The organism is Clostridia bacterium, from assembly GCA_035561135.1.
Classification (GTDB): domain Bacteria; phylum Acidobacteriota; class Terriglobia; order Terriglobales; family Acidobacteriaceae; genus DATMYA01.
Genome location: DATMYA010000085.1, coordinates 1 through 15915, shown reverse-complemented (window position 1 = coordinate 15915; position 15915 = coordinate 1). Strand labels below are relative to the sequence as shown.

The 15915-nt window shown below is 57.1% G+C and carries 10 protein-coding genes and 1 pseudogene; 5 read left to right on the top strand and 6 right to left on the bottom strand.

The window, feature by feature from the left end; genetic code table 11:
• Nucleotides 1-270: 270 nt before the first annotated feature.
• Nucleotides 271-1374, bottom strand: a complete 1104-nt coding sequence (locus tag VN622_16730) for a cytochrome P450 (GenBank protein ID HWR37509.1) — start codon at nt 1372-1374, stop codon at nt 271-273.
• Between the two features lie 2384 nt (nt 1375-3758).
• Here VN622_16730 and VN622_16725 point away from each other — a divergent pair.
• Nucleotides 3759-3986 carry a hypothetical protein gene (locus VN622_16725; protein HWR37508.1) on the top strand — a complete coding sequence of 76 codons (228 nt, stop codon included), beginning with the start codon at nt 3759-3761 and terminating at the stop codon, nt 3984-3986.
• 332 nt (nt 3987-4318) lie between these two features.
• A pseudogene (locus VN622_16720) lies at nt 4319-4511 on the top strand (site-specific DNA-methyltransferase).
• A gap of 204 nt (nt 4512-4715) precedes the next feature.
• Here the strand turns inward: VN622_16720 and glmS are convergent.
• The 5 genes from glmS to VN622_16695 form a co-directional block, all read right to left on the bottom strand.
• Nucleotides 4716-6590 carry a glutamine--fructose-6-phosphate transaminase (isomerizing) gene (gene glmS / locus VN622_16715; GenBank protein HWR37507.1) on the bottom strand — a complete coding sequence of 625 codons (1875 nt, stop codon included), beginning with the start codon at nt 6588-6590 and terminating at the stop codon, nt 4716-4718.
• Nucleotides 6591-6733: 143 nt separating this feature from the next.
• The gene (purS, locus tag VN622_16710) at nt 6734-6979 is read right to left on the bottom strand and encodes a phosphoribosylformylglycinamidine synthase subunit PurS (protein HWR37506.1); all 246 of its coding nucleotides are present in this window, start codon (nt 6977-6979) and stop codon (nt 6734-6736) included.
• Nucleotides 6980-7098: 119 nt separating this feature from the next.
• Nucleotides 7099-7878: a hypothetical protein gene (locus VN622_16705; GenBank protein ID HWR37505.1), complete on the bottom strand. Its 780-nt coding sequence runs from the start codon at nt 7876-7878 to the stop codon at nt 7099-7101.
• A 202-nt stretch (nt 7879-8080) separates the two neighbouring features.
• A complete protein-coding gene (locus VN622_16700; GenBank protein ID HWR37504.1) occupies nt 8081-8851 on the bottom strand; it encodes a LytTR family DNA-binding domain-containing protein in 771 nt (256 codons plus the stop codon).
• Between the two features lie 138 nt (nt 8852-8989).
• Nucleotides 8990-10174: a thiolase family protein gene (locus VN622_16695; protein ID HWR37503.1), complete on the bottom strand. Its 1185-nt coding sequence runs from the start codon at nt 10172-10174 to the stop codon at nt 8990-8992.
• 163 nt (nt 10175-10337) lie between these two features.
• On the opposite strand from VN622_16695, the gene rlmB reads away from it, so the two are divergent.
• The 3 genes from rlmB (at nt 10338) to VN622_16680 (ending at nt 14379) form a co-directional block, all read left to right on the top strand.
• The gene (gene rlmB / locus VN622_16690) at nt 10338-11096 is read left to right on the top strand and encodes a 23S rRNA (guanosine(2251)-2'-O)-methyltransferase RlmB (GenBank protein ID HWR37502.1); all 759 of its coding nucleotides are present in this window, start codon (nt 10338-10340) and stop codon (nt 11094-11096) included.
• Nucleotides 11093-12841, top strand: coding sequence for a hypothetical protein (locus VN622_16685; protein ID HWR37501.1), 1749 nt, complete (start codon nt 11093-11095; stop codon nt 12839-12841). The genes rlmB and VN622_16685 overlap by 4 nt, the downstream gene beginning before the upstream one ends.
• 104 nt (nt 12842-12945) lie before the next feature.
• Complete coding sequence (locus VN622_16680) at nt 12946-14379, top strand: MBL fold metallo-hydrolase (protein ID HWR37500.1); 1434 nt, start codon at nt 12946-12948, stop codon at nt 14377-14379.
• Nucleotides 14380-15915 lie beyond the last annotated feature (1536 nt).

The following is a 15915-nucleotide window of genomic DNA, read 5'->3' as shown; positions in this document are numbered from 1 at the left end:
TTTATCCAACAAGTCAAAACATGTGAAGAGTGGAAGCCAGCAAGCCCGCTCGAATTGAACTCACGATTGCGTCCGCAATACTTTACTTCGAAGTATCAAGCGGATTCGGGATCGAGGAGAGTGGATCGCTGCACGGGAGAGTTTCCGCCAATGTCTCGTCCAGGGCGGTCTCCCGCCGCTTTTGATCGATGGGAGTAATCGTGATCAACTCAACAGGATCCAGTGGGTCTTGCGTCCTTGCACTTGCACGTTCGCCGTGGGCCATCTTAATCACCCCATTTTGATTTCAGTTGTGCTCTTGCCATGCGATGGTATGGAGGAAGACCCTGTCCGCCCGGGCATCCGCCGCCAGCCGCCCAAAGGGTATGTCTCTCGGACGGCCTCGGCGTCGGGCGCAAGTTCGACACCGGCTGTCATTCCCAGCAGCGTCTGTACAGCCACAACCAGTTCTAACGTTGCGAGCGGACGACCCGGGCAAACGTGTATGCCGGTGCCATAAACCAAGTTATGCTGCGCGTGTTCCTCAGGCTGATAGGCATCTGGGTCGCCGAACACCGTCTCATCGCGATTAGCCGACGTCCAGTTCAGATAAACTCGCGTGCCAGGCTCGATCACGAATCCGTCCACACGGGCCTGGGCCTTGGTCACGCGACGGCTAACGAGGAACGGGTCGTCGATCCGCAACATCTCGTCGATTCCGGCCGCCACATCGGCAGGATGTGCCCGAAGCTCCTCCTGCACCTCGCGTTGCGTCGCAAGAAAATGCACGACGACACCAAGCGCCGCCGCTATGGAACCGAGGTCGCCCGCCGTCCAGTTGCGAAGGATCGACACGATGTCGGCATCCGGCAATGGACTTCCATTAACGGCGATACCGAGCAATTCGGTCGTAGGATCCTTCGGAGCGGCACTGCCCATCTGCCGCCGGCGTTGCACCTGTGCCGCAACAATCTCGTCGAAGGCGGTGGCGATGGCGGTCGTTCGTGACCGGTCGGCGGAACGGGTCGCAGAATAGTTCTCAGCCATCCATGCGAGAAGTTGGTCTTCGATTCCCTGCCATCCCAGCCAGTCGGCCTGTCCGCGTACGGCAAGCGGGTACCCAATCTCACTAACGGCATCCAACGTAGTGCCACGCGCTAGAGCGGCAACGATTTCCTGAGCGATTCTCTGGACGCGCGGTTCGATTGCTTCCATGCGCTCGGGCGTGAAGAAAGAGTCGATGGCCTCCCGAAACGCGGTGTGCTCAGGCTGGTTTAGGGAGTTCGGCACCATGCGATGGACCGACACCGCCGAGGAGAACGTGTCCGCGTCGTTCGCCGCCGCGACCACGTCGCCATGTCTGAATATCGTGACGCCACGCGGCGACCTGGCCACCGGACACGCGGCGCGCCAACCTTATTCGAGAGCAGTGTTCCTGAAACAAGAGCACTCCACGATTGTCTCAGAGATCCTGAATTTCAGGATCGTGTCCGAATTGATTTCATGCCCTCAGTTGAGCGAAAGGTAAGCGAAAAAGGCGTGATGATTGACGGAGTCCAGTATCATCACCCATTCTGGATGCTTATGCGTCCGCGGCAGCTAAAGTATCAGGAGGTGAGAAGTCTGCGACGGTGACGTTACGGAGGGATCCCGATGACGTGAGAAGAGTGTGGGTAGGTGAACCGGAACCGGGCGATTACGCGCTGCTCACATGCCGAATCAATCTCAAAGAAACAATTACCGTCAGGCAGCTCAAAGCATTTAGAAGGCAATTTAGAGAGCGCGCACTAGACGTAATGAAACCTCGGAAGAGAACAGAGGTCTTCGAGGCGCTAAAGGTACTAGACACGCGTCGAGCCAGGTTAAAAACGAAAGACTCTGAACCGAAGAGGAGTGGATCCTAGTACTTCCCCCGGAGAAAGTTCTCGGGGGAGCGTGTTCAGTTTCTGCGAAGAGACAAAATATTCCGACGTTTGTCGCCGCTAAGTATGTATCTGGGCTGAATCCCAACATGTATCATCAGCGACACATTCGCACCCACTACATAGTCTTAATACCCACAGCTGGGCGAATCATGCGCCGGGTTATCGCAACTTCAGCCACAACTTTGCCCGGTTAATGCCTTCGCGACGGCAGGATGGGTTTCCCAATCAGGTTTAACAGTCGCTTTCTTAAGCAGCATCCTAAGGCTCAAGCCTTGGAAATTGCTCGCGCGATCGCGAAATAAGCCAGATCAACTTTCGAGCTGCTCTTTCCGGCCGCGTCTCAATTGCTCCATCAATCTCGGCCTTGGAGACTTCTTGGGAAATCGACAGCGAGACCCTTCATTTGTCGACCGAAGAAGTCTATTGAAACGCCCCAGTCCGACCTTCCCATTCGATCTTTGTATCTCCCGCAAACGCTATAGAACCACTCACCTGGATGAGGTGGCTGAGGTGGCGGAAAGTGTCCAAGCACTACTGAACTCCCGGCATACGATGGGATGGGTAATGACCATTAGGCGCGGGAGGGAAGCAATGCGTTGCCCGGAACCGAGGAAGAACTACCGCACCGATCTCCAAACCAGAATGGTTGGGCGTGGCAGCACCCCATAGGGACCAAAGCAAGCGGTCAATGTGCTGTGATTATGCTGCAATGTTCGTACGTGAGTTGGGGATTTGCGACGCATGGAAGCTTGCTCGAAAAACACTTGCCGGATCTGGGCGGGTGTGCTGCCCGCCGAGTTGTGTCTGTGTCTGTTCGTGATTGTAGCGCCAGATTACCACCGAGACTGATTCTCCGCGTAAACCACCCTTCCGCGATGCGCTTTTGTACCCTGCCCATTAGAGCGCCGAGCGCTTTCTCGATGTGGTCAGGACATTGCTGGCGCGCAAGAAGCAGAACAACCCCGTCGAGTTTCATGGCCGCATCGTTGATAAGGAAACATTGGTGAAGAACAGCAGTGTGAATCGGATAAGAAAACTCTCTGCCAATCCCAGCCAAGAAGTTTATGAAGCTAAGTCTCGGACCGGGAACTGAAATCATTCTGATAACTTGCACGGTAGCTTCATGAGAATAGTCGTCTATTGCGCTCCATATCACACCTCGAGGTGGTTGGTGCAAGTCGAGGTGGACCAACTGAACTGGATAGTGAGTTTCCAAATTGTATGGCAGACTGTTCACGAACGGTACCCCTTGAAAAGTTCTCTTCACTAGGAATGTCGGAACATTAACAACGGGTGGTCTGTGTCGTACCCTCGTCGAATGCTATCGGCCGTCTCAGAATATTTCGTATGACGACAGAGTTGTCAGTACATGCGATGACGAGAAATAACGCACGCAAGGAGCCTTGGCTCGCTGGTTTCTGGCGGCATGTCATCTGTCCGCGCCAGCCAGAAAGCCACGGCTTCACTGATGATTCTGCCAGACTCGGAACGCAACTCATCGCTGTCTCGAGACCTCTGCGTTGCAGACTGGCCAATCAAGGTCGAACTCAACTGGACAAGGGCTCGAATTGAGATTTGGACAAAGATAGCCACATTACGTGAATCTCTGTATACCTGTTACAGAGTCACCAAACAGTCGACGATGCATTGGTCGAAAGGCTACCTGCGAGTCTTTCGGGCCATCTTCGATAAATCCAAACATCTTGAGCATTACAAAATGATGATGGGCGACGACTACGTTGAACCGGAGGCCGCAAAGGGCGCCGTCGCAGGGGGTAAAAGCAGCAGTCGAAAACTGAGGTAGATTGCAACGAGAACCGGCCAAAGCTGGCGTGGTGAGGACACAAATTGCCATTGTCTAAGATTGCATTTATCAAGCGTGAACACGAAAAAATCACCAAATACATAATGGGTGACCGGTTCGATCAAGACCTGTTCAATGCGGTCAATGGCTACATCGACGGCGCCAAAGGACCTGATCATCGAGAGCAGCAGGGGCACAATGAAGAAGCAGAGCAGTACATAAAAAATACTTGGGGCGACAAGGGTGTCGAGATTTTCAGGTTCACATCCTTTCCGTGACTGGCTCCATGACGATCTAGGGCCTGTTGTGAATGACGTCTACCGCAGACTGAGATCGGGGGATTTCGAACCGCCCTACTACAATGCGGATTCCCGCGACAGTCGCCCGCAGTTCCCAACACCGAATTCCCCCACCAAAGGGTGTACGAACTGCGGATCTCCCGACATTGATGTAGATGGCACGTGGTTCAGACCGATATGCATGCAGTGCCGGACTATTCGGAATCTGGAACCCTGTGTGCAATGCTACAACCTATTCGCGAAGCAAGATCGTGTTGAATCGTCTGACAATCCAGGTAAGTATCTTTGCCCCGTGTGTGCGGTTAATGATCATGCAAAATAAGAAGCAGAAGTTGGAGTTGACGTGATTGGTAAGGAGACCCGGCCGAAGTTGGAGCCTCGCATTTGGAGGACCCAGAGAAGACCGACCACGCCAAACAGCGCGTGGCGAAGAACGACATATTCGACAACCGGATGCTCTTCGGCGCCAACCTGCTCGTATTTTGGGCTCTGGCGCAGGAGTTCCCGTGAGAAGGCCACTAGGCCTAGACCAGCGATCTAAGAAAGGTTGGAGGAAGGATGGCTAGTAGCCAACTTTGATTGCCAGTACCCGAGATAGTTTGTCGGGTTCAGCAGTTAAGGAAACTATTCGAAAGTTAAGAAAACTATTCAAGAGTTAAGCACACTATTCGGACTCTCCACTACCAGCTAATATTTTCCCGCACCGTGCTATTCCACGGTCACCGACTTCGCCAGGTTGCGCGGTTGATCCACGTCGCATCCGCGGCGCACTGCGATGTGATAGGCCAGCAGTTGCAGCGGCACGATTTCCAGGATGGGCAATAACAGCTCCGGCGCTTGCGGCACGTAGATCACGTGGTCTGCCGAGTCGCGTATCTCTTCATCGCCTTCGGTTGCGATTGCGATGACGCGCCCGGAGCGAGCCTTCACTTCCTTGAGATTTGAAATCGTCTTCTCGTAGCGCAAGACAGAGTTCGGATCGTTCTCGTCCTTGGTCGCGAGGATGACGACCGGAAGGTTCTCGTCGATCAGCGCGTTGGGGCCGTGCTTCATTTCGCCCGCGGGATAACCTTCGGCGTGAATGTAGGAGATTTCTTTCAGCTTGAGCGCGCCTTCAAGCGCGATCGGATAGTGAATGCCGCGTCCGAGGAACAGGAAGTCCTGGGCGCGACTGAACTCCTTCGCCAGATCTTCAAGGTCTTCCTCGCGCGTCAGCAGTGTTTCCAACTTGCCGGGGATAAGCGTGAGTTCCGCGATGTATTCGCGAGCCTGGTCCGCCGTGATAGTGCCGCGAACTTCGGCCAGGTAAAGCGCGAAGAGGAACAAAGCGGTGAGTTGGGCAGTGAACGCCTTGGACGATGCGACGCCGATTTCCGGGCCAGCGTGTGTGTAGATTGTGCCGGCGGCTTCGCGGGCGATCATTGCGCCAACGACGTTGCAGATCGCGAGCGTCTTGCAGCCCTTCGCCTTCGCTTCCCGCTGCGCAGCGATGGTGTCGGCGGTTTCGCCCGACTGGGTAATCAGCATCGCGATTTCATCGGGTCCGGTGATGGGGTCGCGATAGCGATACTCGCTGGCGTAGTCCACTTCCACGGGCACCTTTGCGAGGCGCTCGATCATGAACTTCCCGGCCAGCGCCGCATGCCAACTGGTTCCGCAGGCTGCTATTTGAATGTTGCGCACCTGCTTGAACTCGGCCTCGGTAATCTCCATTTCCTCGAGGAAAACTTTGCCGGACTCCTGCGATAGGCGGCCCAGCCAGGTATCACGCACGGCGCGCGGCTGCTCATAAATCTCCTTGAGCATGAAGTGCTTAAAGCCGCCCTTTTCCGCCATGATCGGGTCCCAGGTTATGTGCTGCACCTGGCGAGTGATCGACTTGCCGTCGAAATCGGTAAGCTGCACGCCTTCAGGCGTAATGACCGCGAGGTCGCCATCGCCGAGGAAAAACAGATCGCGCGTGTGATACAGGATCGCCGGTACGTCGGAGGCGACGAAGTACTCGTCTTTGCCAAGGCCGATGACAGCAGGAGGGCCATTGCGTGCCGCCACGATCTTGTTCGGGTCATCGACGAAGATGACCGCCAGTGCGAAGACGCCCGTTAGCTGACGGACGGTCTTGCGCACCGCTTCTTCGAGCGTGACCTTGTGATCGCCGTTGTCTGTGATGAGGTACTTCTCGACCAGGTGGGCGATAACTTCGGTGTCGGTTTCGGTCGAGAACTTGTGGCCTTCTTCGCGCAGCTTCTTCTTGAGCTGCATGTAGTTTTCGACGATGCCGTTGTGCACCACCACGATCTTGCCGCTGCAATCGCGGTGCGGATGCGCGTTCTCTTCCGTCGGACGCCCGTGCGTGGCCCAGCGTGTGTGGCCAATGCCATACGTGCCGTCGAGCGGCTTGAGGCGGATTACCTCTTCCAGGTTGCGGAGCTTTCCCTCTGCGCGGCGAATCTGTAGACCGGCGCCGTTCCCGGCGACGGCGATCCCGGCAGAGTCATAGCCGCGATATTCAAGCCGTTTCAGTCCATCGAGGATGACGGGGACGACGCGCTTCTTACCTACGTAACCAACAATTCCGCACACTTGGAACTCCCCCTGTTGCGTTCGTACCGGACGGCACGAACGCTTTGTTTCGGAGATTCGTGGGTAAGTACCCGCTTCATACCCGCTTCATTAGATTGCCCGTGGGGCCGTCCCGATTCTCAGGATTTTGCTCGTGGATTCGGCTACTCCTCAATCGTGTAGCGGAAATCCTCTATGACGGGGTTGGTGAGAACCTCGCGCGCAATGCGCTCGATCTCTGCTCGGGCCTTGTCGCGCTCGAGACTGCCGTCGAGGGTCAGTTCGAAGTACTTTCCCTGGCGGATGTCACCAACGCCCTTGTAGCCCATTTTCGTTAGCGCGCCCTGAATTGTCTTGCCCTGAGGGTCAAGCACGCTCTTCTTCAGCGAAACGTACACGTAAGCTTTCATGATGGTCGGAAAGCAGAATTATACAGCCGCCAGGGCATCTCTGAGATGGGGGAGTGAGGGAGGAAAACTGGGCAGCCGGTGTGAGCGCAGGCTGCCCCGCGGAGATTAAGAAGGAAGACTTAGAAAATGGACTTTTCGTCGACCGGCGGATTGGTCGCGATCTGAGCGAGCTTGATGTCCCACTCAAGCATAGCGGTTGCCGCCGGCTCGATCGTCATACGAAGCCGCCAGTGCACCGGCAGCGTAAGTGCATCAATCTGCCGGAAATCGTCGAACCATTCCTCCAGCCGAAACTTCGTCGCCTCCGTGTGCACAGTTTGCCGGCTGGCCAGCGACTCCCTGCCAGCTATCGATGCCCTGCCCATCGGCGCATCGACTCGCAACAGGTATTCGGTTTTTACATGCCGGAACGTATCCTGCTCGAAATAGAGATGGATTGAGGCATCGCCAGACTTCTTCGGAATGTAGTCCAGCCGATGCAATTCGCGGCCATCCACCTTCTTTAACCCCTCATACCTCAACTGTGCTTTCCGCCCAGGCAGGTCGAGCAACGCCCAGGATGTGAATAGCGATCCGCCGAGCAGCCCTTCTTTGAGCAATGCCTGCTCGCGATTGACAAAGTCGCCAAGTGAGGACCGGGTGTTTACGCCAGTCAAGGCCACCTTGATCGTGGAGCCATCGAACACAAACTGTTCGCCAGGGTAGTCCCGTGCGCCGAAGCGAATGACGGTCTTAGATTTTCTGCCGGAGGAGAACATTGCAGCCTGGCCTTCCAGGTGTGTGCTGGCCGCGAGAATGGAATCCACTTTGGCGCGCCCCTCGGCCGTGCGCGATTTTGCGTCGCTGCGCTGCTTCGCTGAACCGATCGATTCCAGATGCCGCGCCACCAAGTCTTCCACTGTCAACTTCTCCTGCGACCTGCAGGGCGGAGCAGAGAACAAAACTAGCAGAGACACCAGAAGTGCGACACACAAGGCCTTCGAACGCATAGCGCCTCAATTCAGGGGGAGACGAGATTTGTATCACGAATAGTGCAGTGAATCCGCATCAGCGGATTGCGGCAGTGATGCGAGTTACGCGCTCGTATGACTGCAAGCGCTACTACAGCCCGAAGAGGTCGCGGAGACGCCTGGTCTGCGCGCGGCTCACGGGGATTTCGGTCTGCTTACGGTCGTCCATGCGAATCTGGTAGGAACTCTTGAACCACGGCACTACTTCCTTAATCCGGTTGATGTTCACCAGATAGGAGCGGTGTGCACGCCAGAAGAGTGCGGGGTCCAATGACGCCAACAGCTCTTCGAGCGTACGGCAATTCGACTGCCCTTCCATGGAGTGAGCGACAACCGTGATGACGCCGTCTTCGATGGAGGCATAGCAGATGTCCTTCTGGTCCACCAGGAAAAGACGCCCGCCCGCCTTGAGCAGAACCTTCGATGTCTGAGGCTTCTGCTGTTCGAGCATTCGAACCAGCGTCTCCAACTTGTCATTCGGAGACGCGGCCGGCTCCAGGTTCTTGCGCGCCTTCTCAATGGCGAGTTCCACGCGCTTCTTGTCGATTGGCTTCAGCAGGTAATCGACGACATTCACTTCAAACGCCTTAACGGCGTATTGGTCGAAAGCGGTAGTGAAGACGATCTGCGGCATCGGAACCTTGCGGTCGAGCAGCTTCTTGATGACACCGAAGCCATCGAGGCCCGGCATCTGCACGTCAAGGAATACGACATCCGGCGAAAACTCGCGGATAATGTTGACGGCCTCTACGCCGTTCTTACCCTGCGCCACTACGTCAACATCGGTTACGGAAGTTAGCAGGTACGCGAGTTCGTCGCGTGCAAGCTGCTCGTCGTCCACGATGACAACCGATAACGCCATGCTCTTCACCTTCTGTTGGTCAAACGAGTATAGCGGCAAGGTACGTTGTGGAAAAGAGCGGACCAGAGTGGAGAGCCGCGACGTGCTTCAGCGACCTACTTCATATACCTCGGATGGCTCAGCAGTTCAGCCTCTTACTCAGCAGCTTTCCACTGCCAGCGCCATGCCAAGGCCGCCGCTTACGCATAGAGTCGCCAGGCCGCGTCTGGATCCGCGCTTCAGCATTTCGTGCAACAGCGTGACGGTGATTCGCGTGCCGGTGCAGCCAATGGGATGTCCGAGCGCGATCGCGCCTCCGTTTACGTTCAGGCGCTCGTGGTCGAAGTGCAGTTCTCGATCGCAGGCGAGCACCTGCGCGGCGAATGCTTCGTTCAGTTCGACAAGATCAAAGTCATTCAGCTTGAGGCCGCATTTCTCTTTGAGCTTTCTGATCGCCGGTACGGGCCCGAGCCCCATGATGCGCGGATTCACCCCCGCGGAGGTCGCGGCCACGATGCGCGCCAGCGGCCTCAGATCGTGCTCGCGCACGAACCCTTCGGAGGCGAGGACGATAGCGGCTGCGCCGTCGGTAATACCGCTGGAATTTCCCGCGCTGATGGTGCCGGTCTCCGAAAACACCGGTGGCAGTTTGGCCAGTTTCTCCAGGCTGGAGCCCGCAAACGGATGCTCATCGCGTGAGAGCGTGAACACGCCGTTCTTGGTCTCAAACGTTACAGCTACGACCTCTTCATCGAAGCGGCCAGTGTTGATAGCGTGCTCCGCGCGCTGCTGTGAACAGAGGGCGAACTTGTCCTGTTCCTCGCGCGTTATGGCGTATTGCTGGGCCAGGACTTCGGCAGTCTCACCCATGAGCAGTTTCGACATCGGGCAGAAGAACCCGTCGCGATACATTCCGTCCACCAGTTCCTGGTTGCCGAGCCGATAACCCCAGCGCGCCCCGTCAAGATAGTAGGGCAAGCGCGACATAGATTCGGTGCCGCCGGTCAGGACGCATTGCAGAGTTCCGTTCGCGATTTCGTCATAGCCGAGCGCAATCGCCTTCATGCCGCTTGCGCAAGCCATGTTCACCGTGAAAGCCGGCACGGTTTCCGGAATGTTGCTGCCGATTGAAATCTGCCGTGCGGGGTTGGGACCGCCCCCAGCCTGACGAGCGTTGCCGAAAATGGTCTGCTCGATCTGCGCTGGTTCCACTCCGGCGCGTTCGATGGCAGCCGTTGCGGCTACGACGCCCATATCCGCGGCTGTCATCTTCGCGAGCGAGCCGCCGAATTTGCCGATGGGCGTTCGTACAGCGGAGATAATGTATACCGCTCCACGCTGCAAGATTGGGACCTCCGGAAACGCCGTCCAAGGTGAGAAGGTGACGGGACACGACTTGCGATCAGTGTAACAAAGCAACGTACATATCATCACCGGAGTGGTCTGTGCGATCTGGTTGTTGCGCAATGCGGACTGCAGAGGCCATCTGACGTAAACTAGAGTACCAATGAGCGACGTCATATATGGAATCCACTCCGTCAGCGAGGCGCTGAAATCTCGCGAACGGAATTTCGACTATGTTGCCGTATCACGCGACCGCACCGATCCACGCGTGCAGAGGATCATCGACGACTGCCGCGCTTCCGGCGTGTCGGTGCGATTCGTTCCGCGCGAGGAGATCGACCGCACCACGCAGACCAGCGGCCACCAGGGAGTTATGGCCGTCACATCCCGCAAGAAGTACGCGGATGTGGACCAGATGCTGGAAAACAAGGCCGGCAAGTACGCGTTCCTGCTCGTGCTCGACGGCGTTGAAGATCCTCACAACCTCGGCGCGCTGTTGCGCTCGGCGGACGGTGCGGGCGTTGACGGTGTCATCATTCCCGAGCGCCGTGCAGCCGGAGTCACCGGCGCAGTCGTGAAAGCCTCGGCCGGTGCCTCGGAGCACATCTCCGTAGCCCGCGTGGTCAACATCGCACGCACGCTTGAGGAACTTAAAGACCGCAACGTGTGGACCGTAGGCCTGGACGAACGCGCTACCCAGAGCTACGACGAGGTGGACTACAACATGGATTGCGCGCTCGTGGTGGGTGCTGAAGGCAAGGGCCTGCACGAACTCGTCCGCAAGAAGTGCGACATGCTCATCTCGCTGCCAATGGCAGGACAGGTTTCCTCGCTGAACGTCTCGGTTGCCGGCGGCATCGTGATGTATGAAGTGGGACGCCAGCGCCGCACGGGAGCAAAGAAAAGCAAAGAGAAGAAATGAGCGCTCGCGCCTGCTTCCGCATCGTGAAAGCCCGCCTGCTCGCCGCCGTTGTCCTGTTTGCCTGCTGCACACAGGCGGCGTGGGCCGTCGATCGCCAGGCGTTCACCTTTACCCATTACGATCTGCACGTCGTTCTCGATCCGGCGAAGCAGGGCATGGAGGTAAGGGGGAAGGTCACTGTACGGAACGACTCAAACGTTGCACAGCGCCAGGTCGTGCTCCAAATCTCATCGACGCTGGCATGGCAATCGATAACGGTTGGCGGCAATGCCTTGCAATGGCTGGGGCAGGAATACACGTCAGACATTGACCACGCCGGAAGTTTGTCGGAAGCGATTGTCACGCTGCCAGAGCCCATCGCTCCCCGCGCCACGGCGACGCTCGATCTCGAATACGGTGGAGCCGTGCCTCGCGTCTCGACCAGGCTTACGCGCATAGGCACGCCGGAAGAACTTGCAACCCGCAGTGATTGGGATCAAATCGGCGAAACTTTCACGGCCGTACGTTCCGTCGGCTACGTGACGTGGTTTCCGGTTTCGATGGACGCCGTCAGTTTGAGCGACGGCACCGCGGTTTTCGACGCGCTTGCAGCCTGGAAACACCGGCACGGCAGTACGGTGCTCGAAGTTGCCATCGCACCCCGGCCGGGAGTGAGTGTCGCCAGCAACGCCGATGCCGTGGCAGATGGGCAAGCGGGAGCGACGAAGCTTACCTTTCGCGGACTGGCGGCGCATGTCCCGACATTTGTGATCGCGGCATTCCAGTCGCTAGAGCGTCCGGCGGTCAGCATCAGCCATCTCGCGGAACATACTTCGCTGGCGCGCGACTACGCTGTCGCGGCCGAGAAGCAAGCTCCGGCGATCATCGACTGGTTTGGGCCGCAGCGGGAAAAGCTTCGCATCATCGAGCTTCCCGATCTAACTACTGCTCCGTTCGATACGGGGGCATTTCTGTTTACGCCATTGCGCCAGATGGACCCCGCAGGGCTGCAACTCACCGTTGCGCACCAACTCGTACACACATCTTTCGTGTCAAATCGAAGCTGGATACAAGAAGGCACGGCACATTTAATGCAGGTCGTCACACGCGAACAGCAAGCGGGCAGGGCGGAGTCGCTTCGCTATCTCGACCAGTTCCAGCCGCAGCTGGTTCAGGTGGAGAAGGCTGCACTGGCACCCGCTGATGCGGCGAATCAGGGCCAAATGCAGCCGCAACCGTTGGCGTCCACGAACGACGAGCTTTTCTACCGAAGCAAAGCGGCCTTCGTCTGGGTGATGCTTCGTGACCTGGTGGGCGATGACGCGCTGAAACGTGCTTTCGCTGCCTACCGTGCTGATCAGGACCTGCAACCCGGCTACGTGCAGTCTCTGCTGGAAGCTCCCGCTCTTGCTGGCCAGCCCAAGCGCGACCTGGAGTGGTTTTTCGACGACTGGGTCTATCGCGACAAGGGTTTGCCGGACTTCCGCATCGAGTCCGCCTACGCTCGCGCAACGCTGCTGAAGACCTACACGGTGACTGTGACGGTTGAGAACATCGGCACGGCAACCGCCGAAGTGCCGGTGCTGGTGCGCGGCAAGGGCGGCGAGCGCATGGCGAGGGTGCGCGTTCCCGCGAAGGGAAGAGGTGTCGTACGCATACCTTTTCCACAGGAACCAATTGAAGTCGTCGTGAATGACGGCAGCGTGCCGGAGATGAACGTGGACAACAACACCTTCAAGATACAGACCTCAGCGCCTTCGCAGTGATCTTCTGAGCTTGCACGGCGCGCCGCGCGGGTCTACAACTAGCCTAGATTTCAAGCACAAGTGGTTTCCGGTCGCGCGCTCTGCGTCCGGAGAAAGGCGAACCGGTGAGTTACATTCAATTCCTGGGCGCGGCTGGTACGGTCTCGGGCTCCAAACACCTCGTCAATACTTCCTCGGACGGCATCGGAAAACAGGGATATCAGGCACTCATAGACTGCGGCATGTTCCAGGGCCCCAAAGAGTGGCGCGAAAGGAACTGGCGTGAGACGCCAATTTCGGCCAGGGACATCGAAGCCGTCGTGCTTACGCACGCGCACCTCGATCACTCCGGGTGGGTTCCCAAACTGGTGAAAGAGGGTTTCCGCGGACGCATTTATGCCACACCGGCTACCGTGGATCTCTGCGGCATTCTGCTGCCGGATAGCGGACACCTGCAGGAAGAAGACGCCGAGTTCCACAACAAGAGGAAATCATCGAAGCACGTTCCCGCGTTGCCTCTTTACACCTTCGATGAAGCGCGCGAGTGCCTCGAACACTTCACGCCCGTGGACTTCGGCAAGACCGTCCAACTGAGTCCGGAAATTAGCTTCCGCTTTGTGCGATCGGCGCACATTCTCGGTGCGGCCATGACGGAGGTCACCGTCCGTGCCGACGGTCAGACGCGCAAACTGCTCTTCACCGGCGATATCGGACGGGTTCGCAACCAGGGCATCTCGCCCGGCAAGGTTATTCACTCCGGGCCAACCGAGGGCGAGTCGCCCGACGTGCTCGTGATGGAGTCCACCTACGGGAACCGCACGCATCCGCATGAAGATTCCCGTCCGCGCCTGGCGCAACTCATCAGCAACACCGTCAAGCGCGGCGGCAGCGTCGTCGTGCCGGCATTCGCCGTCGAGCGCACGCAGAAGTTCCTGTTCCTCCTCAAGGAATTGATGGAACAAGGCATGATTCCGCGTGTGCCGGTCTTCGCCGACAGCCCCATGGCGATCCAGGCGGTAAGGATTTTCCTCAAGCACACGGAAGAATTCAGCGATGAAACGAATCAGTTGATTGCGAAATACGGCTCGCCACTCGAGTGGCCCGGCTTCTCATTCGCCATCACGGCCGAGCAGTCGAAGAAGATCAACGAACATCGCGTACCGTGCGTCATCGTTTCGTCGAACGGCATGTGCATGGGCGGACGCATCCAGCATCACCTGCTCCAGCGACTGCCCGATCCACGCAACCTCGTCCTGTTCATCGGGTTCCAGGCTGTCGGAACGCGCGGACGCCAGATCAAGGACGGCGCACTAACCGTAAAGATCTTCGGACAGATCGTTCCCGTGCGGGCGCAAACTGCGGCACTGGAACAATTCAGCGATCACGCCGACACGCCGGAGCTGCTGGAATGGCTCCGCACCTTCAAGAAGCAGCCCGAAGTGACGCACCTGGTCCACGGAGAACCGGACTCAGCAGCGGCGCTCAAGGCGGCCATCGAGAAGGAACTCGGATGGAACGTTGACATCGCTCAGTACATGCAGAAGGTCACAACCGCGTAGCTGATGCGAAACCGACGACGCGAGCGTGTGGCCGCCCGCGACGTCGGTTTGTCTATTCTTCGTGGCCGGAAGTAACTCACGCGTCCAACATTAGTCGGCGAGCGGCTGCGTTCTGCCAGACAAGTTCATGGTCAACAAGTAGAAGTTCCGTATGATCCCGTGTGCGGAGAATGCGGCACGTCAGTTACTTGGATTGGGTAAAAAACTCGCTTGCGAGACTTTCGAGTGTAGCTTCGGGATTTTCGGAGAGGCAATGCTTGAGAGGAGTCGAGCATAAGGTGTTTGAAAGGGAATCGGCAAGCTGCTCAATCAGGAGCGGCTCTGAGCGTTTTAATTGCTTGGCGAGTTGATCCATGAAACTAACCAGATACTCTAGATCAGCCTCAGGGTCATGCTCCAGGACCGTGGACCAGTCACTGATTGCGCGAATGGAAGCGAAGTTACCAGGGTGCTCTTCCACCAAAACGACAGCAATAGGGACAGAGCTGCCTGACGTGATGTCACGCTGGTAGCTGAGACAGACGTACTTGCATCTCGTCCGTTCTCCCATGATCGACTGAGCTTTCGTCATATCTTGAGTGTATCGGCAAGTACTGCACGCTCTTGAGCCTAGCACCGCAGACCCGCTGGAACTCGCGAATCAGCTCTGGAACTCGACTGCGGCGTTCCAGAAGAGTACTCAGGATCGTCTGCACAGAAACGGGATTCTCGTCGTGCCAGTCTGGCGGAATCTCACTTGCGATCTCGCACAAATCGTCCGAACTGAGCGCTTCTATACGGCACAACCAAGGCTCAAAACAATCCCACCCACGGATCTCGGGATAAACATCAAGATTTCGACACATGCCCCTGAACGGATCGTCCCGAAAAATCCAATTTGGGCCGCCAAAGCAATGCCCGTTATCAATGAACGTCATAGAGAATTTCTTGTCTGCTGAGCGCCTCCAGTAGACACATTGTCTGTCATCAATGTTACAGACCCACTTATCAAACGCTAGGATGCCGAAAAGGTCACTCGCGTTCCGCAGTTTGCAAAATTGCGTAATGGGGAGAATATCGTATATACGGCCCTGCATTGTGGAAAGCACTATTTCAGAACCGAGGTGAAGACCAGGTTGGATTTGTTGTTTACCTGAGGCGAGTTCAAAGTGTAAGCGGTCGTCGGCAGCCAGGGTGTCTGGAAGTTGCACCACGCAAGTGTTCGCGGTAGGGAGGCCGAGTCTCTGAGCTAGCCGTGCAGCAAAGAGTTCATTGAAAAGTACGTGGGTCCCTTGCGGATTTCCTTGGAATTTAACGACGTAGACTTTGCCGTCCTCTGCGCGCATCAAATGGCTCTGGGATCCGCCACGCATACGTCGCAGATATTCGGTTAAGACGAGGGGCATTCCTACCGCCTTATCAGGACCTCCGTTGCGGCCCAAGGATGCTTACGGACTGAAAAGCGCGGGACTGCAAATGAACTACGAATCCGCGAACAATTGATTGAACGTAATTCTGTGACACTGGTAACCTATCGTCAAGGTACTTAGGTAACCT

Bases quoted from the DNA above. Each gene is read 5' to 3' on its own strand.
- VN622_16700 (HWR37504.1), bottom strand. From the start codon at position 8,851: ATGGCGTTATCGGTTGTCATCGTGGACGACGAGCAGCTTGCACGCGAC.
- purS (HWR37506.1), bottom strand. From the start codon at position 6,979: ATGAAAGCTTACGTGTACGTTTCGCTGAAGAAGAGCGTGCTTGACCCT.
- rlmB (HWR37502.1), top strand. From the start codon at position 10,338: ATGAGCGACGTCATATATGGAATCCACTCCGTCAGCGAGGCGCTGAAA.
- VN622_16685 (HWR37501.1), top strand. From the start codon at position 11,093: ATGAGCGCTCGCGCCTGCTTCCGCATCGTGAAAGCCCGCCTGCTCGCC.